The 20,930-nt window shown below is 38.0% G+C and carries 18 protein-coding genes; 7 read left to right on the top strand and 11 right to left on the bottom strand.

Features of this window, described 5'->3' with window-relative positions:
• Positions 1–38: 38 nt before the first annotated feature.
• The 8 genes from prsT to ubiK all read right to left on the bottom strand — a co-directional run bounded on the left by prsT (position 39) and on the right by ubiK (position 10,156).
• Positions 39–2,783: an XrtA/PEP-CTERM system TPR-repeat protein PrsT gene (prsT, locus tag CXF79_RS06855; RefSeq protein ID WP_101154438.1), complete on the bottom strand. Its 2,745-nt coding sequence runs from the start codon at positions 2,781–2,783 to the stop codon at positions 39–41.
• An 83-nt stretch (positions 2,784–2,866) separates the two neighbouring features.
• On the bottom strand, positions 2,867–5,149 hold the full coding sequence (gene wecB, locus CXF79_RS06850) for a non-hydrolyzing UDP-N-acetylglucosamine 2-epimerase (RefSeq protein WP_101154437.1): 2,283 nt from the start codon (positions 5,147–5,149) through the stop codon (positions 2,867–2,869).
• A 116-nt stretch (positions 5,150–5,265) separates the two neighbouring features.
• A complete protein-coding gene (locus CXF79_RS06845) occupies positions 5,266–6,114 on the bottom strand; it encodes a hydrolase 1, exosortase A system-associated (RefSeq protein WP_101154436.1) in 849 nt (282 codons plus the stop codon).
• Entirely contained in the window at positions 6,114–6,953 is an 840-nt protein-coding gene (locus tag CXF79_RS06840) for a hydrolase 2, exosortase A system-associated (RefSeq protein WP_101154435.1), read from the bottom strand. The genes CXF79_RS06845 and CXF79_RS06840 overlap by 1 nt, the downstream gene beginning before the upstream one ends.
• A 12-nt stretch (positions 6,954–6,965) precedes the next feature.
• On the bottom strand, positions 6,966–7,241 hold the full coding sequence (locus CXF79_RS06835; protein WP_101154434.1) for a phosphopantetheine-binding protein: 276 nt from the start codon (positions 7,239–7,241) through the stop codon (positions 6,966–6,968).
• A 3-nt stretch (positions 7,242–7,244) separates the two neighbouring features.
• On the bottom strand, positions 7,245–8,402 hold the full coding sequence (locus CXF79_RS06830) for a GNAT family N-acetyltransferase (protein ID WP_101154433.1): 1,158 nt from the start codon (positions 8,400–8,402) through the stop codon (positions 7,245–7,247).
• A gap of 9 nt (positions 8,403–8,411) precedes the next feature.
• Positions 8,412–9,824, bottom strand: a complete 1,413-nt coding sequence (locus tag CXF79_RS06825; protein ID WP_101154432.1) for a phosphomannomutase CpsG — start codon at positions 9,822–9,824, stop codon at positions 8,412–8,414.
• Positions 9,825–9,904: 80 nt separating this feature from the next.
• Positions 9,905–10,156 carry a ubiquinone biosynthesis accessory factor UbiK gene (gene ubiK, locus CXF79_RS06820; RefSeq protein ID WP_011041174.1) on the bottom strand — a complete coding sequence of 84 codons (252 nt, stop codon included), beginning with the start codon at positions 10,154–10,156 and terminating at the stop codon, positions 9,905–9,907.
• A gap of 113 nt (positions 10,157–10,269) precedes the next feature.
• Here ubiK and rep point away from each other — a divergent pair, with 113 nt between their 5' ends.
• Positions 10,270–12,303, top strand: a complete 2,034-nt coding sequence (rep, locus tag CXF79_RS06815; protein ID WP_011041173.1) for a DNA helicase Rep — start codon at positions 10,270–10,272, stop codon at positions 12,301–12,303.
• Between the two features lie 171 nt (positions 12,304–12,474).
• The gene (locus CXF79_RS06810) at positions 12,475–13,083 is read left to right on the top strand and encodes a hypothetical protein (RefSeq protein WP_101154431.1); all 609 of its coding nucleotides are present in this window, start codon (positions 12,475–12,477) and stop codon (positions 13,081–13,083) included.
• 268 nt (positions 13,084–13,351) lie between these two features.
• Here CXF79_RS06810 and ubiB read toward each other — a convergent pair whose 3' ends face one another.
• From ubiB to ubiE, 3 genes are all read right to left on the bottom strand, one after another.
• A complete protein-coding gene (gene ubiB, locus CXF79_RS06805) occupies positions 13,352–14,920 on the bottom strand; it encodes a ubiquinone biosynthesis regulatory protein kinase UbiB (protein ID WP_101154430.1) in 1,569 nt (522 codons plus the stop codon).
• A 68-nt stretch (positions 14,921–14,988) separates the two neighbouring features.
• Positions 14,989–15,696 carry a ubiquinone biosynthesis accessory factor UbiJ gene (locus tag CXF79_RS06800; protein WP_101154429.1) on the bottom strand — a complete coding sequence of 236 codons (708 nt, stop codon included), beginning with the start codon at positions 15,694–15,696 and terminating at the stop codon, positions 14,989–14,991.
• A gap of 2 nt (positions 15,697–15,698) precedes the next feature.
• Positions 15,699–16,514 carry a bifunctional demethylmenaquinone methyltransferase/2-methoxy-6-polyprenyl-1,4-benzoquinol methylase UbiE gene (ubiE, locus tag CXF79_RS06795; RefSeq protein ID WP_101154428.1) on the bottom strand — a complete coding sequence of 272 codons (816 nt, stop codon included), beginning with the start codon at positions 16,512–16,514 and terminating at the stop codon, positions 15,699–15,701.
• A gap of 520 nt (positions 16,515–17,034) precedes the next feature.
• Between ubiE and CXF79_RS06790 the strand changes: the two genes are divergently transcribed.
• The 5 genes from CXF79_RS06790 (at position 17,035) to CXF79_RS06770 (ending at position 20,929) form a co-directional block, all read left to right on the top strand.
• Entirely contained in the window at positions 17,035–17,427 is a 393-nt protein-coding gene (locus CXF79_RS06790) for a DUF2750 domain-containing protein (protein ID WP_011041166.1), read from the top strand.
• 182 nt (positions 17,428–17,609) lie between these two features.
• Entirely contained in the window at positions 17,610–18,287 is a 678-nt protein-coding gene (locus CXF79_RS06785) for a flagellar brake domain-containing protein (protein ID WP_101154427.1), read from the top strand.
• Between the two features lie 46 nt (positions 18,288–18,333).
• Positions 18,334–18,792 carry a GNAT family N-acetyltransferase gene (locus CXF79_RS06780; protein ID WP_101154426.1) on the top strand — a complete coding sequence of 153 codons (459 nt, stop codon included), beginning with the start codon at positions 18,334–18,336 and terminating at the stop codon, positions 18,790–18,792.
• A gap of 149 nt (positions 18,793–18,941) precedes the next feature.
• Complete coding sequence (locus CXF79_RS06775) at positions 18,942–19,688, top strand: TetR/AcrR family transcriptional regulator (protein WP_101154425.1); 747 nt, start codon at positions 18,942–18,944, stop codon at positions 19,686–19,688.
• A 104-nt stretch (positions 19,689–19,792) separates the two neighbouring features.
• A complete protein-coding gene (locus CXF79_RS06770) occupies positions 19,793–20,929 on the top strand; it encodes an efflux RND transporter periplasmic adaptor subunit (protein ID WP_101154424.1) in 1,137 nt (378 codons plus the stop codon).
• The last annotated feature ends 1 nt before the right edge of the window (position 20,930 follow it).

The raw sequence follows: 20,930 nt of genomic DNA, 5'->3' as shown, positions 1-20,930 counted from the left end.
TGCTCTTGCAGTCGTTTGTTAGAACAGTTTAGGTAATATTACAATTGAGTTAGTAGTTCTGATTTTTTCTTTTTCTGTTCATCCGTTGCCGTAGCAACTTTACCTAATAAATTTTTTGCTTCATTAATTCGATTATTTGCAATAAGTGCTTCAACATAATTTAATTGAATATCGACGTCCTTCCCTTTGGCTATTTCAGAAGCTTTACTTGCATATTTCAGGGCTGCTCTTTTATCACCAGAGCCTAACAAAACTTTACCGTAAGTATCAACAATATTGGCAATTTGCGGCGCCAATTCGAATGCCTTTTCAGCATGCTCTAGGGCTTTATCGATATTATCTTGCTCTAAATACAACCAAGCAAGGTTGTTATGGGCAACTACATTTTTCGGTTGTTTTTTAACAACGTCATCATAGACAGCAATAGCCTTATCACTATCATTTTCGAGGTATATTCCCGCGAGCATTGTTTCAATACGGTTATTATTTGCATCAATAGTCAGATAGTGCTCTAACACTTTTACTGCCTTGGCATTATCTTTATTCCCTAAATGAGCCCCTGCTAAATAAATAGCATTTTGAGTGCTCGGATAAGTCTGATAAAAAACGGTTAACTTAGGCAATGCTTGAACATAATCCTCTTCGAGGAGATATATGCGTCCGAGCAAGCCCTGCTTAAGTGCGTCGTTAATATTTTTATTCACTATAATTTTATAAAGACTTTTCGCAGGAGATATTTGCTTGTTGTTTAGCAATAACTGCATTTGAACTAACTGTAAAACCAAATTATCCTTATGGTTTTCAAGTCCGCGCTTAATCACCGTTAAAGCACGTTCATAATCTCTTTGGCTCGCATAGAAATCAGTTAACAACACAACAGCTTCAATATGATAAGGGTTCTCTTTCAACCATTTTTCTAACGTGGGTCGTATTTTTTCGAAATTCTTTTGTTGTTTGTAGGTAAGTAACAATAATTGCCAATAACGCTTAGGTAACTTTGCAGTATCGGCTATTGATACAAGTAAATTTTCGGCTTGCTTTAACTGCCCTAGACTAACCATCGCTTCAGACAATAATATAGCCTTACTAATATCTGTTTTATCAAGTTCATAAGCCGCGGTCAGTTTTGCTAGCGCCATTTCATTGCGATAAACACCAAAGTACTGTCTTAATACTTTATTATTTGTAGGCGCTATGGTTATTAAATAATCAGCACGTTGTTTACTTAAGGGAATATTCTTTTGTTTGCGTGCAATACGTAATTGTTCGGTCAGTGCAAAAAAATTGTCTTGCTCTAAACTTAAACTTTTCTTAAGTGCTTGTTCTGCTTTATCATACTTCCCTTCTTTTATTGCAATACTCGCTAGTAAATTAAAACTACTAGCTTTGTCCGGGTATTGGTTTTGCCATTTTTCAGCAATGGCATTGGCCTTAGCGATATCACCTCTTTGCAATGCGGAAAATGCTATTGCTAATTCTGCTTCAATAAGCTCAGGGTTGAGTTTTACTGCATCTTGTAAATTCTCTATACCTGAAGGATCGTTCATCATTAACTTTAAGATACCCTGGCGGGCATTATGTGCTGCATTCTTTGTGCTGTTTTGACCATTTTGAGCAAGTAATTTCTTAGCTTCTGTAGTCGCCCCTAGCTCTAATAGCTTATAACTTAAAGAAGATAAAAATTGAGAGTTAACCTCATCATTGCCATCGAAGTCGCCAATAGTGGCACTAATCTCATCGATTAATCCTAGCTCTAACTGAGTAACCGCTAGCATACGACGAGCTTGGTGATCACTAGGTAAATACTTAATGATCGAACTTAAGTGATGATAGCTTTGCTGCCAATTCTTAAGATAAAAAGCACTCGCTCCTGCCACTAATTTTAAATTAAATTGATTAAAGTCTGCCGATAATGCCGCCTCAGCATGCTCACTAGCTTTGTCAAAGTCTTTTGCCTGAAAGCGCACCATAGCTTTGATATAGTTAGCAAAAGGTTGGTTATTAACTTTAGCTAATATAGCATCTGCATGTTGTTCAGCTTCCTCATCATGGCCCGCTTTAAGTAATGCATTAGCTAATAATAATTCCACCATTGAAAATCGAGGTTGTAACTCCATATACTGCTTAAAGCTATCTACTGCCAGTTGATATTCTTCAGTGACCATAGCTACTTGCCCCTGCAACATCAGCGCATCAACTTGCTTAGCCTCTATAGTTAGAATTCTCGAGATAAGTGTTTTCACTTCATCATATTTATTTTCTGATAACTGAAGATACGCCGAGGCCAGCATACTATAAAGACTTTGTTGGGCAATTGACTGCGCTAATTCAACACTTTGCTTGGCTAAGTCTGGTTGTTCACTACGTAGCGCCGCTAGTGTTTGGTAGGCTAAATATTGACTTCTTTCTTCAGCAGCGAGTCCCTTAGCTGCAGTACTTAATGCGATTACATCACTATCACTGTCAGTTAAGATATAGGCTCGTGCTAGTAAGGGTAGAACTTTGTTATCCGGATATTTTAATGATTGCGCTCGTTCCAGCTCTTTAACCGCAGCAAGACCATCACCTAAACTTAAATAAATTTGACCTAACAAAAAACGTGCTTCAGCATTTTTAGTATCAGCTCGAATAGCATTTTTTAATTCAATAATACTTTCATTAACTTTGTTTTCATTTAGATAGCTTTTTGCATTTTCTAAATGAGATTCAACAGAGACTTGTTCACCACAAGCCGATATTGCCAGCGCGATACTTAAATAGAGAGAGGCTTTTACAAATTTCATGTCAAAATTCCTTTTGCGGTTATCATTATTATTAAGCTAACAAAAAATAAAACCCATTAACAGCAAAGCTAATGGGTTTTTTATTATGCTCGTGTATTAAGCAAGAGGCTTGAAACCTTCAAATTACTGTAGCATTCATGGTCTGTTACCAAAATAAGAACATCTGCCCAGTTATCAATCTCTGTAATCGTTTCTTGTTTTTCACAATGCCAATTTGGTACGAATGGGTCATGGTAATTAACGTCAACACCTGCTTTCTTAAAGTGATCAAGGATTGCATCTGCAGGAGACTCACGACAGTCATCTACATTGGCCTTATACGCCACGCCTAAGATGCCTACCTTTTTACCTGCTAAGTTATCCTTAGTATCACCTAGTAATGCTAATGCTTGTTCTGCCACTATACTTGGGCGTTTATCATTAATTTCACGTGCTAACCGAACAAACTCACCCGCTTTAGTATTTTCAACTAAGAACCAAGGGTCAATCGGAATACAGTGTCCACCAACACCAGGACCTGGTGTTAATACATTTACTCTTGGATGGCGATTTGCTAAACGAATAACTTCATAGACATCAACTTCAAGCTCTTCACATATTTGTGATAATTCATTGGCAAAAGCAATACCCACATCACGTGAAGTGTTTTCAACTAATTTGATACATTCTGCAGTAGTTAGATCGGTTAAGAAGACTTCACCTTTGACAAAACTTTGGTAAATTGTTTTAACTTTCTGCTGTGCTTCAATGCTCGTTGCACCGATAATCCTGTCGTTGTGAACAAGTTCATGTAAGGTTTGCCCAGGAATTGCACGCTCAGGACAATGAACAACATCAATCGTCAAACCAGCATCAGCGAACCGTTGTGCAACAGCAACACTTGTTTGTGGCGATATGGTCGATTCAACAATTACGGTTTGACCATTTTTGGCCACCTTAGCGATAGCATCAACTGCGCTAAAAACATAACTTCGGTCACAACTATTATTTTTGTGCGGTGTCGGCACGGCCACTAAATACGTTTCACTTGAAGGGATTTCAGTACTGGCAGTTAAAAAACCTTGTGAAACAACTTTAGTAATGAGTTCAGGTAAACCCGCTTCATCAAAAGGGCATTGTGCTTCATTAATTGCACTAACTTTATCGCTATTTAAATCAACACCGGTTACTTTATAACCCGCTTCAGCTAACAAACTCGCTATAGGTAAACCCATATAACCCATACCAATAACACTTAGCGTTTCATTTTTAGCAATAATTTCTTCTTCAAGGGTATTTGGCACCGAATTAGTGATGATATCTAAAATAGTTTCAGCAACGTGACCATCGCCAAAAGGGTTACTCCAACTAAAGCTAGCTGCATCACTAGCAAGCCATTTATCTGCTGCTGCTAACGCTTTAACTGCATCACGGCCAACTAATACATTCGCGCCTACTTCAATTGATTCAGGACGCTCAGTATTTTCACGTAAAGTAATACAAGGTACACCTAATAAACATGCTTCTTCTTGAATACCGCCAGAATCAGTTAAAATTAACTGCGCATGTTTTTGTAATTGAATAAAGTCTAAGTAACCAATAGGAGGAATAAGCTTTAAGTAACTTGGTAATTCTATTGAAAACTCTTTTAACTTAGATTGAGTTCTTGGATGAATAGGCCAAACAATAGTTTGGCTGTATTTTGCATGTAATTTATCAAATAATGCTAACAGTTCTAATAAGTTTGCTGGGATATCAACATTAGAAGCACGATGCGCGGTTACTAGGAAGAACTCTCCTGAAGTGACGTCCAGATCAGCCAAGATGGTACTGGTGCTAGCTGAGATATCTAAATGTTGAAACAAAGAATCTGAAACCGTATTACCAACAGTAAAAATTTTATCGCTATCGATACCTTCTTTCGCCAGAATAGCATGCTGATTTGGACCAACGGCAAATAGATATTCACTCATGTGATCGGTAAGAATACGGTTAGTTTCCTCTGGCATAGTGCGATCATAACTACGTAAGCCAGCTTCAATGTGACCTACCTTGATATCAAGTTTGGAGGCCGCCAATGCGCCAGCTAATACTGTATTGGTATCTCCTTGCACTAAAACCACATCAGGCTTTTCTTGCAACAAGATGGGCTCCATTTCAATTAAAATATTACCGGTTTGATTACTATGTAAACCTGAGCCAACACCCAAATTATAATCTGGTGCTGGTAACTCCAATTCTTTAAAGAAAATGCTATCCATCTCTTGAGAGTAATGCTGATTAGAATGGATGATAAAATAGGCAATACCGCGTTTTTTACATTCACGAATAACGGGTGCCATTTTGATTATTTCTGGGCGAGTGCCAACGATAATCCCTATTTTCATTTTGCTTCCTTATGTGTCTAAATTGATGCTGATAACTTTTTTATTGTGTAATTGTAAAGCATTTATGGATGCAAGTAACATAGCTTAAGTAAATTTATTAACTATTTGTTAACTCTTTACTTTACTAAAGCTTTACAGACTAATTTAATCAACTGACTTTGCTTATCTTGTTGAGAAAAAGTGTGGTCCGCCCGGCTAATTATTTGCTGATTTATAGTAGCTCGAGCCACTGCCTCACGCCAATGCTTATTGCTTTTAATTAATAACTTAAATTCATCTGCTGTCAAATCATTGCCGCTCAGCAATATATCACACGTACCAGAAAACTGATTAAGTCCTTGTAGCATTTGCGTTACAAAGTTGTCTTGCATGTCAATATCATTACTGTTTTGGCTTTGCTGGTGGAATTCTTGAATTTCAGTAAATGCGGATTGTGCTTTTACTTTTCCTGACAGCAATTTTTGCCAAAACGCTTTACTAAAGAACCGTTTCATATAATAAGAACGAAGGTAAGCTTTTGCCTGGGTTTGTCTTTGTCTCACCCAAGGGTTTACTAATAAGACTTGCTTTATTTTGACTTGCTGAGGCCTTTCATTGAGGTAAAGCAAAATGGCCGATGCGGCATCGCACAACCCCCATAAAGCCAACTCAGTAATATCACTATGGCGCTGTTCAAAAGTGTGAATGGCGGCCTCAATATCATCTTGAATTTCAGTAAAAGTGCTAACTGCCCCTTCACTATCACCTGCCCCGCTATAATCAAAGCGAAATACCACAATACCCTGCTTTGCTAAAGCTCGAGCCAAATGAACAAATAGTCTGTGGCTACCAACACGAGTTTGCGGGCCGCCAACAACAATGATTACGCCTTTATTAGTTTGTCCTTGATGAATTGGCTCAGGCAAATGCTCAATACCTACTAATTGTTTGCCATTACTGTTAAAAATAACACCTTGCTCATTCATCAGTTTGTCTCAGTTTTAGACAAAACTAAAATCGAAAACGCTAACTGAGAAAAGATTAGCTGTTCTTGGGCTAAAAAGGATTGTGCAATTTGTAATTCAGTTGCTTGCCAAAACTTTACATCATCGACTTGTTGTACAAGTAATTTATTATTTTTATTGGCCAATGCTTGTTGCTGCTTTATTCTGCTAGGGCTCAACTCTTCCGATTGAGCTTGCCATTCAAACCAATGAAAATCGATGTCAAAATCAGCTAACTTATTGATATTCTGTCCTGCCAACTCATCCAATAAATTAGCGTTCATTAGATAACCGGCAATTTCAACAGTTTCATCTTCGTCTGCTGCAGTATTTTTAGACTTGTTGCCCTGAGTATTATTATCTTTAGTAAGCCCTGCCGCGAGTGCTATGCGTTTGAACTGTTGCACGAAACGTTTACCATTAAAGTCAGGCTGTAAAAGTAATACGCCGTCAATCAAGCTTAGCATTTCATCTGATAAGAGTAATACTGCAGATAAAGGTAACGATAGATAAATAGCATGTGAAGACTGCGTTTTAATATCTCTAAGCTGGCATAAGATATCCTGCTGCCATAATGCCAAGCTGGCATCAATCAGTTCACCATGACTATCACCTGTACCATAGTGGTCAAAAACAATACTTTCGATACCTTGATGATAAGCATTAATGGCTGAACGGCTAATGTGATGACGGGTTTGATTAGCTTGTTCAAACAATGGCGCGATAAATAGCAAATGCGCAAGTATCTTTTCTGGCGTACGAATGATTCGAAAGAGAGGGCCTACAGTGCCTTGATAAAATTCAACTTCCGTTGATATCATAGTCAAAAAAGGTTAACTCTGTTCAAGGACTAATTCGGTTAAACTAGCAACCGAAGCAAAATTCTCTGCGCTGATATCATCATCATCAAGATCAATATCAAAAAACTCTTCTATCTCACCAATTAAGGTGACTAATGCCATTGAATCAAATTCAGCTATGGCGCCAAACAATTCCGTATCGGCATTCCAAAAGCTTTCATCATAATTGGGAATAATAGCGATAAGTAACTTAATTAGTTGTGCTGTGGTTTGTTCGAGAGTTTTCTCGGTAGCTTGTGCAGAAGTCATTATTTACTTACTTTTCCTTGTGAATAGATTAACTAAACGCGGTAGTACAAGATGGCGCATAATGGCTAACTTACCATAAATACTAGTGGGATTAAAAATCTGATAGCTTTGTCTGGTTCTTTTATCGGTTAACCAATCTTTTTTATAAGGCTCAGATCCCATACCAAATTCAATGCTATTAACATGATCTTTTCTAATAACATGTTCGGACAAAGCTAGAGATAAAATAGAACCGACAGAGTACTGTTGATACTTCGGGGTATATGCCAACTTAAAAATAGAAGCGGTTGTGTGTAATTGTCCACTATTACCCTGCGTTGCATTATCATCGTAAGTCGATTGCAAAAACCACAATTGCGCAGCCGCTGGTTCATCATCAACAAACAAAATCCCTAAACGTAACTTATTTTCAGCTAAAGCGGCAAGACACACTCTTTCGATAAAATTGAAGCTGTATTCATCACCTTTCCAACTATGTTGGTAAATCATTTTATAAGCGGTAAACGCATCGGAAAATGCGTTTATATCGGTAATGATTTCGGTGCGATATTGATGGGCTTTAGCCAGTTTCTTCTCGCGCCTTTTTATTGTGTTGCGCAATTGGCTAGGTCTTTGTTGATAATAGCTAGCGTAATCACTGATCCCGGTTTGATAAACATTATCTGTTTTAGAAAATATGCGCTGGTAAGGAAAGTATTCGACTAATGCTTGTGCAACAATCCCCTCTTCAAAAGCACCAAGTTGCATACTATGCCAGTGATGCTCTTGCGCTATATAGGAAAATAGTTGCTGTAATTGTTCTTTGGCTGGAGCAATTAAAAATAGTGGTTCCGCAACCGAAGAATAAAAACTAGTCAGTGAACTGATCTGCTGTTTAGATGACTTATTCTTATTATCAAGGCTATGAACCAAAGGCCAAGCGATGTTTAATACCGGCTCTTGCCCTTTCCTTGTGTGATACAAACAGTGAACGATTACTTGGCTGTTTTCAGGGAGCATAAACTCTTCTGTCGCAGCGAGCCAAGGCAGGGTTAATTCAAATAACCTCGCCTCAGGTAGGCTGTTTTCATACTGATGAACAAATTCAGTCAATGAAAGCGTGCCATAGCTTGGATTTAAGTCCGAAAATCGTTCGCTGTTAGCCATTAAACTCTCTGCCATAAAAAAAGACTACTCAGCCAATAACAAAGCCAATACTTGCTCTGTTTTTTCCTGCATTAATGCCACATCAGCTTTAGACTCAACATTTAAACGAACCACAGGCTCTGTATTACTGCTACGTAAGTTAAAGCGCCAGTTACCAAATTCCATACTAATACCATCAGTTTTATCAATCACTTGTGCTTGTTCTTGATAAAAAGCAAAAACACGTGCAATAGCTGCTTTAGGGTCAGCAATAGTATTATTAATTTCACCCGATGATGGGTAAGCTGCTATTCGCTGTTTAACTAAACTAGAAAGCGGCTGTTTACGCAAACAAACAAGTTCCGCAATTAATAACCAAGGGATCATACCGCTGTCGCAATAGAAGAAATCACGGAAATAATGATGGGCACTCATTTCACCGCCATAAATAGCATCTTCGCTACGCATACGTTCTTTGATAAAAGCGTGACCCGTTTTACTTTGAATGGCTTGACCACCTGCTTTTTCAGCAATATCAATGGTATTCCAAGTTAAACGTGGATCATGAATTATTTTGGCTTCGGCTTTACTGCCTTCAATTTTGTTTAAAAAATTATCAGCTAATAAACCAACAATATAATAACCTTCAATAAACTCACCGTTTTCATCGAACAAGAAACAACGATCAAAATCGCCATCCCAGGCTATGCCCATATCAGCGCCGTGTTCAATTACGGCATCACGCGTTGCTGCACGATTTTCTATCAGTAATGGGTTTGGAATACCGTTAGGGAAACTACCATCAGGCTGATGATGTACTTTAATAAATTCAACCGGAACATTCAACGCCTTAAAGGCACTTTCAATAGCATCCAGTGCAGGACCTGCTGTACCATTTCCAGCGTTTACTACCAGCTTCAACGGAGTGATATTTTTATCATCAATATAGGTTAATAAATGTTCTGTATAAGGTTGAGTAATATCTACTGTCGTTAAAGTGCCTACGGTTTCAACATCAATAAAATCGTTTTTTTCAGCAAGCGCTTGAATATCAAAAAGGCCAGTATCACCACTGATAGGTTTTGAATTTTCGCGTACCAGTTTCATGCCATTGTAATCAATCGGATTGTGACTTGCGGTAACGACAATGCCACCGTCGCATTGTAAGTGGCTGGTCGCGAAGTAAATATGTTCTGTACCCGCTAAACCTAAATCAATAACGTTAGTGCCACCTGCCATCAAACCTTCCGCCAAAGCATGCTTTAACTCTTCACTGGTTAAGCGAATATCACCACCTACTACTACGGATTTTGCTTTGGTATGTTGAGCAAAAGCGCGGCCTACCCGGTAGGCAACATCGGTATTTAATTGTTCGCCTAATTTTCCCCGGATATCATAAGCTTTGAAACAAGTAATTGCAGAAGGGCCCGACGTTAGGGCTACTTTAGAAGATGACATGAAATAATCTCGTCCTTGGCATTGTATGGATGATTGTAAATAACAGTATGGTTATAATTTAACAGGTCGTACTTGACTCATTAGCTTGAAGCTATTTTTTCTTCTAATTCGGCTAACTTAGCTTCAAGTTCAGATATTTTAGCGCGTGTTTTGATCAATACTTGCGTTTGCACATCAAACTCTTCGCGAGTTACCACATCAAGCTGTGATAATTTACTTTGTAAAACCGATTTCGCTTTATCTTCAAAATCATTCGCCATACTTTTTAAGCCTGGAGGGATAGATTCTGTGACTTGCTTGGCAATTTCTTCAATCTTTTTTGCATTCAACATAATAATTTCTCATCAATTTTCACTTGTTAGCATTGTAACTGTTTTGCACATGACTAAAAACAGGTAAAATCTACCACATGAAAATTTATTCGAATTAAATAACGATAAAACTAATGAAACTGAATCCCGGACAAAATGAAGCAGTAAAATTTGTGAGTGGTCCATGCCTTGTGTTGGCTGGCGCTGGCTCAGGTAAAACCGGGGTTATTTGTCAAAAAATCGCCTACCTCATTCAAAAGTGTGACTACAAAGCACGTAATATTGCCGCGGTAACCTTTACCAATAAAGCGGCACGTGAAATGAAAGAGCGTATTCAAAAAATGCTTGGTCGAGACCTAACTCGCGGTTTAACGGTTTCTACGTTTCACTCGTTAGGGCTTGATATTGTTCGTCGCGAAATAAAAATTCTGGGTTACAAGCCTGGCTTTACCTTATTTGATGATCAAGACAGCCTAGCATTACTCAAGGAATTAACCATTGATGAACTTGATGGCGATAAAGACTTGTTGAGCAAACTACAAAGCAAAATTTCAAATTGGAAAAATGACTTATTCTTACCTGATGATGCTCTAAAATCTGCAAGTGATGCTGACAGCAGTGAATATGCTGAATTTTATCAGCGCTATCATAAACATATGAAAGCATACAATGCATTGGATTTTGATGATTTGATTCTGATCCCGACACTGTTAATGAAAAACTATCCTGAAGTGCGTGAGCGTTGGCAGAACAAAATTCGTTATTTATTGGTGGATGAATATCAGGATACTAACGCTAGCCAATATGAATTAGTTAAGAATATTACTGGTGAGCGTGGTCGTTTAACCGTAGTAGGCGATGACGATCAGTCTATTTATTCATGGCGTGGTGCTAAACCAGAGAATTTAATACTGCTTGGTAAAGACTTTCCCGCGTTAAAATTAATTAAACTTGAGCAAAATTACCGTTCGAGTGGTCGTATCTTAAAATGCGCCAATGTTCTGATTGCCAATAACCCGCATGTGTATGACAAAGCATTATTTAGTGAACTTGCCTACGGTGTAGAACTTAGAGTAATACAAGCGAAAAATGAAGAAAATGAAATTGAGCGTGTTATAGGCGAACTCATTGGTCATCGCTTTATGAACCGCAGTCAATATAAAGATTACGCGGTACTTTATCGTGGTAATCACCAATCACGTTTACTTGAAAAAGCACTGATGCAAAACCGTATCCCTTATAAAATCAGTGGTGGTACTTCGTTTTTTTCCCGTCCAGAAATAAAAGATGTCATGGCCTATTTGCGGGTACTGGTTAACCCTGACGATGACAATGCTTTCTTACGTATTGTGAATGTGCCTAAACGTGAATTAGGCCCAGCGACGTTAGAGAAATTAGGCACCTACGCCAACATGCGCCAAATTAGTATGTTTGCTGCCAGTTTTGAACTTGGTTTAGAACAAACCTTAACCGGTCGCAGCTTAATGAAAATGCAAGCATTTACACAATGGGTTGTTGATATTGCTGATCAGGCCGAACGAGGTGATACTGCCGCAGTATTACGCTCCATGATCCGTCAAATTAATTACGAAGACTTCCTATACGATACCTCGATGAGTGCTAAAGCAGCTGAGATGCGTATGAAAAATGTCACCGAGCTCTTTAGCTGGGTTACACAAATGCTTGAAGGTAGTGATGACGAAGAGCCGATGACCTTACCGCAAATTGTTACTCGTTTAACCTTGCGCGATATGATGGAGCGAAATGAAGAAGAGGACAGTAACGATCAAGTTCAATTGATGACACTGCATGCTTCTAAAGGCCTCGAGTTTCCCTATGTATTCTTAATTGGTATGGAAGAAGGTTTATTACCCCATCAAACCAGTATTGATGAAGGCAGTGTTGAAGAAGAGCGTCGCCTTGCTTATGTTGGTATTACTCGCGCTCAGCGTGAATTAATTTTTACTTACGCTAGAGAGCGCAGGCAATTTGGTGAATTGTCTCGTACTGAAGCTAGTAGATTTTTACATGAATTACCCCAAGATGACTTAAATTGGGAATTGGGCGCCGCAAAGAAGAAAACCGTTGAGCACGTTGAGAAATCAAATCAACAAGGCATGGCAGGTTTACGTGCCCAACTCGCTAAAGCTAAAGAAGCGAAAAAATAAGTTTACGGCTTTAACTAGAAAGGTTTAACTTGAATGTTATTTCTTCAGATGAACAATATGTAAATATCAATGTAGGCTCAAGAAATTGTTCTGGTATTAATTTACTCTGCCGAATTAACTGTATGATGCAATCAACTCTAAATTTAATGTCTAATTAAGTGATGATAATAGATGAAAAAAATTAATAACATGGCTAATTTCAAAGGTGTTTTACTCACTATTATAATATTTTGGCAAGCGACTTTGTCTGCTAATACACTACCCGAGTCTTTAGCTGAGAATACCAATAATCAACCTATAGAAGTACCTATGTCTGATTCTGTTCTAGCCCTAAAAAAGGCATTAGTTATTCAATTAGAAATCGTTGAATTAACTGATAATAGTGGATTAACTTATGTAGGAGGGAAAGTAAACGCAGCCGATCTTGAGCTGTATTTATCACAAATGAAGAAAATACTAGGTGATGACTTTACCCGTTATCGACAACATCAAAGTGAGAGAGATCATCAGACTTTCCACATGACATTAATTAATCCATACGAATACAAATCGGTCACAAAAGAGATTGATATAGGGACAATTTTGTCTGTATCTTTAAGTGGCTTAGGGCGAGTAAGTATAAAAGATAAAACAACATATTTTGTTGTTGCTCAATCGCCACAGGCGACAAGTTACCGTCAACACTTAATGTTACCTGATAAAGACTTTCATATAACCTTAGGGTTTTATCCTAGCGATATTTATGGTGTTGATAAGGGAATAGCAACACTTATTAAATAACATACTCCAATGAAACTTTATGTTGTATGGCTAATATCAACCAAGGTCAAAGCAGTCATCCCTGTAGTCACTGAGCGGGGATCCATACGCTAAATATGATGCGGTGGTTTATTGGGAGTTAGGTGTAACAAAGAAGAAAACCGTAGAACACGTTGAGAAAGCCAACCAACATGCTATGTTTACTTGCTTATCTATCTTAAACTAAAGAGTAATCTATCTCTTTAGTTTAAAGAAGTCTGCCACTAGTAAGTAGTCACTAGCAGTAAATCTAATGACTTAACAGAATCGCCCCTGCAATAATAATTGCTGCAGCAACAATGCTATAGATAATTCGCTGATTATTTTTGCTCTGACTCGCCAACAGTGTTTGCATTATCTGCGTTTGTTGGTGTTGATTTTCACGGCTTGTTTTTAAGTAGTCGTAAATTAAGTCTGGCATCTCAGGTAATTTTTCATTCCAAAAAGGTAAGTTAGCTTTAATTTTACTTAAAACGGCTTTAACACCCATTTGCTCTTTCACCCAGTTTTCTAAAAATGGTTTTGCTGTTTGCCATAAATCCAGTTGTGGATATAGCTGACGACCCAAACCTTCAATATACAACAAGGTTTTTTGCAGTAGAACAAGCTGCGGTTGTACTTCCATATTAAAGCGACGTGCAGTATTGAATAAATTAACTAATACTTGTCCAAAAGATATTTCTGACAAGGGTTTGTTGAAAATAGGCTCGCAAACAGTACGAATGGCAAACTCAAATTCATCTACACTGGTATTGGCTGGCACCCAACCAGAATCAACATGTAGCTGGGCAACTTTACGATAATCACGATTAAAAAAGGCAACAAAATTTTCAGCTAAATAACGTTTATCTTCACGATTTAATGTACCAACAATACCGCAATCAATCGCAATCCAAGTAGGATCTTCTGGGTGAGTTGCATCAACAAAAACATTACCAGGGTGCATATCCGCATGAAAGAAGCTATCACGAAATACTTGCGTGAAAAAAACCTCTACACCACGCTCTGCCAGTAATTTCATATTCACGCCAAGCTGGTTAAGAGTCTCTATCTCACCCACACCAATGCCATAAATACGCTCCATAACCAAAACGTTTTCAAAACTATATTCACTATGAATTTCAGGCACGTAAAGCGCTTTATCGTATTCACTGCCTTGTTCAAAATTACGCTTTAATTGGATAGTATTTGCGGCTTCACGATTCAGATCTAATTCATCTAAAATCGTTTTTCGATATTCTTCTACCACTTCTTTTGGACGCAAACGCTTACCATCGGGTAACCAGCGCGCTACGACACCAGCAAACAATGACATCACTTTAATGTCGGCTAAAATGGTTTTACTGATATTAGGTCGCAACACCTTAATAACGATATTCTCATTTTTCTCAGCAGTCAGTAGTGTTGCAGTATGCACTTGCGCAATGGAGGCAGATGCTAGTGGGACAAGATCAAAGTCTTTAAAATGTTGCTCAAAAACATCTATGCCCATTGCATCAATGATTAGTTGTCTTGCTTGTTCTCCGTCAAACGGGGTTACTTTATCCTGAAGTAAGGCGAGTTCATCGGCTAATTCGGATGGTAATAAGTCACGGCGAGTTGACAGCATTTGGCCAAATTTAATAAAAACAGGCCCTAAAGATTCTATAGCTAAACGAAAACGCTGCTCTGGGGTTTTATCTTTATGCTTATTTCTCAACCAAAATAAGCTGTGTCTACCGACGTTAGCATACCAAGGCAACATATCCGCAGGTACCATTTCGTCTAAACCGAAATTCAAGAAAGTTTTGACTATTTGATAAAGACGTTGGCTACTCACGGCGGTTATTATTTCCTATATATTATTAGTGCTAGTAGAGCTATTAGTGGTATTAGTTAACTTAACTTTTACTGCTTGCCTATTATATCGGAGGCGAGTTTATCTATGCGCGCAGATAAGCTATCCACCTTACTCGCAACGTCTTTAGTTTGTTGATTAAAAGCATTTATTTGACTACTTGTCACCACTAAACGTTTTTCATGTACAAGGTACTCGCTAATATCCGCTTCAAGTTGTTTACCTGTAGCCGCAAGCGATTTGGTAATTTTATTACCAAACTGTAAAAGTTTATGAGTTGGCACATCACCAAGGTGTTTAGCAAGCTCTGTTTGCCAATCTATTTCAAGTGATTGTGCAATGTTGGCAAATTGTTGTGCTATTTTGATATCACCACTAACGTCTAACTCATCTTGTTTAATTAGGTCTGTCAGAGACTGATTAGCTTTTAATTTTTTAAGCGTACTAACGCTCGTTTTTATGCTGCAATCACTATATTCAGTCGTAGATCTGACAATAATCACAACTGGGCTAGCAGTATTATCAATAGTAAAACATAGCGGAAATGAGATTTCTGACAACTCAAGCGTTAACGTTTTGTGGGCTACCGCAGTAAAAGAGAGTGGTTTATTATTTAAACTTAACGCCTTATTAATGATCAATTCAAGCGTTGCCGTTGCCACTTGTGGTAATAATAAGCTGTCACTCAACTTGGTGCTAAATTGAGTACTTAGTTGATTACTTGATAAAGTAACAGCCTTGTTATTAGAAGGTTTCATGATTAAAACTTATAACCTTTGTGTAAGGCAACTACCCCACCAGTTAAGTTTTTAAAGCTCGTTTGTTCAAAACCAGCTTTTTCCATCATGTCTTTCAAGGTTTCTTGATCTGGGTGCATCCGAATTGACTCAGCTAAGTATTGATAACTTTCACCGTTTTTTGCTACCAGTTCGCCCATTTTAGGCAATATATTGAATGAATAGAAATCATAAGCTTTATTCAATAACTCATGTTCTGGTTTTGAAAATTCTAACACCAGTAAACGCCCACCAGGTTTTAGTACTGAATAAATTGAGCGCAAGGCTTTATCTTTATCCGTTACATTACGTAAGCCAAAAGCGATGGTGACAATATCAAAAGTATTTTCTTCAAAAGGTAAATATTCAGCATTTGCTTGTACATATTCTATATTTTGTACTAAACCTTTATCGCGTAATTTATCACGACCGACATTCAGCATTGAGCTGTTAATGTCAGCTAAAATAACTTTGCCTTCTCTTCCTACTAACTTTGAAAATTTAGCCGTTAAATCGCCCGTACCACCGGCTAGATCCAAGACCTTATTGCCAGGGCGTACACCACTTGCATCAATAGTAAAACGTTTCCACAAACGATGAATACCAAATGACATTAAATCATTCATCACATCGTATTGCTTAGCCACCGAGTGAAACACCCCCGCAACCATAGAAATTTTGTCGTCTTTTTCTATGGTTTTATAGCCAAAATGCGTCGTGCTTTCATTGTCTGCATCGACTGATGTTTGTGGGGTTGTAGATAAGTCGCTGGCTTGAGAGTTTTGATCTGTGGGGGACATGATATTTTCACTTAAAGCAATATTAAAACTATAATTGCCGATAGTTTACTGTATGCGTGCTAAATCACCAAATACACTGCTGACTTTTTATTGATCTAACTAAAACAAAGGTGTCATAAATCAGGAATAAATACTTAAAAGACATTTATTTAGCTTTGATTCGATGTAATAAAGCAACATATATGAAATAAAATTACAAATTTAACTTGCCAGTATAGAGCATCTACTCTATACTTCTCTTCGTTCCCTAATGCGGACGCTTGTTGTAATAATTGAATATTTTAGCTTTCCTCATAGCTAAGTCACCGATAGCCTTGCTATCGGTTTTTTTTTGCCTAAATTTCCCACCTACAATAAAAAACTGCTCACATCACACCAATTTCCATAGTTTAGATCTAATAGAAAACAAAAAAGTAATTAAGCTACGGATTTAACATGCGATCTGTAAACTCAATCAAGTTGTTTGCTCAGCACTAACACGGTAAAATATTGTTCATCTATACAAACTTTCTAGGTAACTATGTCAATCAGCAGCGAACAACTCAATACGATAGAAAAATACGATGAAGAAAAGCGCTTAAGCTACTTACTCCAACAAGTCGTTAGCAACAAAGAAATTTGGATATTAGCTGACGAGCATGGTTGTGTAATGCTAAATACCGAAGATGAAGATTGCGTGCCTGTTTGGCCAAACGAAGAATTCGCACAGCGCTGGGCAACTGATGAATGGCAAGAATGTAAAGCTGAAGCCATATCATTAGACAAATGGTACAGTCGCTGGAGTACTGGCTTAGTAGATGATGAACTAGCGTTGGTTACTTTTCCGAATCAAGATAATCAAGGCTTGGTATTATTTCCTGAAGAGTTTGAAGAAGCCTTATTAAAAGAAACCAAGAAACAAAATCGAAAATAAATAACTTTATAGTATATAACCTCCCCCTAAGTTATGCTCTTGGCCACATGAGCATAACTGCCAAGGCTTAGCATAATAAAGGTAATTAACTTATAACTTTAGCTTACAATCAGCCATTGTACCTTTAGCACACTTTGTTTATATTATATTCAATAATGAATAGCCGTGTATAAAAGGAAACAATGGCAGACATAAGCATTGAACAGAGTATGCAACTCTTTGAGCTTCAACCAGGTAAGAGCTTAGATCTACAAATTAACAACCCTGTTTCGCTGCGGCTAAAATTACCATTGATCGGGTATGAGCTAGGTAAGTATATTATATTAAAATATCCAAAATCGGCTAACACCTCCGAATATAAAGATGTATTAATCGAGGGCAATGTTCTTATCGTCCGCTACTTAATGGAAGGCAATAAAGGAGAATGCTTTGCCTTTCGTTCTTCCATTAAAAACATTACCCAATACCCTGAAAAATTTATTTTTATCGAATACCCAAATAAAATTGAGAATCGTCAGCTACGCCTACAGCAAAGAACAAGCATTCATCTGCCTGCAATAATCATGTTGGAAAGTACTGGCGATAATAAAAAGACTCAAATTAACGGTATTATTGGTGATATTTCTGCTAAAGGCTGTGGTTTCACTTTTAAGACTAAAAGTACCAGCACTAAGGTTAATAAGCGTGATATTTTTGTCTGCTTACAAAGTCCTATTGATGGTGAAGTACAAATACCGGCTCGAGTATGTAATAGTCGTAATGACAACGGCACTGTCAACGTTGGCATTCAATTTATCGACAATGAAAAGTTAGTTCCTAAATTACTTTCTGAGCTTTTCATCGAAAACACAATGAGTTGATAATACATCCCTCATTTTTATGAATTAACTCGCCCTAAAGGAAAAAATGGAAATTCGTATTGGTTCACTAACACATCCTGCAGTCATCGCATTGTTAGAGCAACATCATCAAGATATGTTATTACACTCTCCAGAAGAAAGTGTACATGCACTCGATTTATCTGCATTAGCGCAAGAGGACATCAGCTTTTGGTGTGTTTGGAAAGATGATGCATTAGCAGGTTGTGGTGCCTTAAAAGAGTTAGATAATGCCCATGGTGAAATTAAATCCATGCGAACCTCACCAGACTTTTTACGTCAAGGCGTGGCAAAATTGCTCGTGGAATATATTATCAGTCAAGCAACTAATCGTGGCTATCAAAAACTGAGTTTAGAAACAGGCACTGTGGCCGCCTTTTTACCCGCACAAAAACTCTACCAACAACTTGGTTTTCATGTTTGCCAGCCCTTTGGCAATTATCAAGAAGATCCCTTTAGTACCTTTATGTCAAAGAGCATCTGCTAACTAAGCTATGATGCTGAGTCCCATTCAAACAATCCCCCCTGAAAGCCCCTAATTAAGCTGCGCACTTTAATTTTGTACTTGAACTTAACAAAAAGTAAGTTAAAATAACATTTGAACGACATTCGAATAACATTTCCCATAGGTTTTACATGGCTCCAGCTCCACGATTTAGTGCAGAAGAACAAGAAAGATTAATTATATGCGCGGCGATTAAGGCAATAGAAGAGAGTAGTTTATTAGACTTCTCTATGTCAGCGATTGCCAAATTAGCGGGCCTGTCCATGGGATCGGTTTATAAGTTTGTGCAATGTAAAGAAGATGTACTTATTGCCTTAGCTACTCGTATGTATCAAGAGCGACAGTCCGTTTTCAAAAAAGTACTCGCATTACCCTTAACAACACCAGAGCGTATTATAGCGACAAGCTTGTTAGACTTTTCTAAAGTTCAAATGTATAACTTTGATAATCAACTCGAAAGTATTGTTAATACCGAGGCGATGATGAAACGATGCTCAGAGCGTTGGTTAACGCGAATGATCGCGTGCGGTGAACGATGCCAAACTATGTTTCAACAGTTTTTGCAAAATGCTGCTGATTCTGGTGAATTAACCTCCGGCAGCCGAGATATTGAAGAAATAAATTTAGGTACTTGGTCATTATCGGTTGGTTACTTTCAAACAGTGCGCTTACATCAATGTTGGCACAATGATCTTGATGAAAATATCGATGGAATCGATGATGAAGAGAATGAGAAAAACACCTTAGTGCTAGCCGCTGATAATGCACATATTCGCACTATGAAACGTCTAGTGAACACATACGATTGGCAACAAAAAATTTCAGATGATGATATTGAAAAAGTTTGTCTGCACTTAGCAGACGCAGCACTTAGATAATAAACATAAAGTCTGTATTTATTTACTACAACCAAGAAAATCACATCGAAGCAGCTGACAAACACAGAACTTAAGTATTTGAATAAAAAGATAAAGGAACAATCATGAACATAACTAAATGGCTTTTAGTGATTATCATATTAGCTGGCACCATTTTTGGCTTATATAGCTACAAAACATCACTACAACAAGCGGCAAATGAGCAAGCAGCGAGTATGCCTGAGATGGCAGCCACAGTCACCGCAGTGAAGGTAGCTAATATTAGCTACCAAAAACGTATTAAAGTCAGTGGTGAAGTACAAGCCTTCAAGTTTTTAATGCTCAATAATGAACTAGCAGGTGAAATTATCCGTTTAAATGCAGCCTCTGGTCAGGTTGTGAATAAAGGACAACTACTACTTGAGTTAGACCATCGTGACGAAGATGCTCGTTTAATGGCCGCTAAAGCGACATTGACATTAAATCAACAAACGTTAGATCGTAATATAAAGTTGCATAAAAACCGCGGAATCAGTGAAGAGCAAGTAGATCAGGCTCGCGCTGCTGTACAAATAGCGAAAGCAAATATATCCGTGATCGCCACAGCTATAGATAAAAAAACATTAACCGCACCATTTACTGCTAAAGTAGGCATTCATACCTTAGAAGTAGGACAATATTTAGATAAGAATAGTCAAGTACTTGAGCTTGTCGGGGTTAATGATTTCACTTGGATTGACTTTAATCTACCACAACTTTACCAAGAACTCGGCTTATCTTCGACGGTAAAAATTAGTCCTATCAGTCAAGATTCAGTGTTTGAAGCAAAAATTATAGCTATCGACCCACAGTTATCTCGCCTTTCACGTCACTTAAAATATCGCGCGCAACTGCCCTCTGCAACATTAGCATTAAAACCAAATACCTTGGTGTCGGTGATTGTGCCTATAGCGAATAAAGCAACGCTTGCTGTTGTACCTGATTTAGCGATAAAACGTGATGCATTAGGTAATTATGTCTTTGTTTTAGAAGCTGATGAAGCGGGTAGTTATCGCGCTAAACAAGTTGCCGTTGAATTGGGTGAACGACAAGGTGAGCAGGTTATGATCCTTGCTGGTGTCGAAGCAGGACAACTTATTGCTAATAAAGGCGCGTTCAAATTATTTCCAGGCATGAAAGTATACCTTGCTGATGCAAGCGCGACCGATGTAACCAAAGAAAAAACTCAAGCAGTAGTTTCTGATGCAAGCGCGCAAGATTAAG

It is taken from the genome of Colwellia sp. Bg11-28 (assembly GCF_002836245.1).
Taxonomy (GTDB): domain Bacteria; phylum Pseudomonadota; class Gammaproteobacteria; order Enterobacterales; family Alteromonadaceae; genus Colwellia; species Colwellia psychrerythraea_A.
Note: the sequence above shows the minus strand (reverse complement) of the source record. Positions and strands in the feature narration are given on the sequence as shown.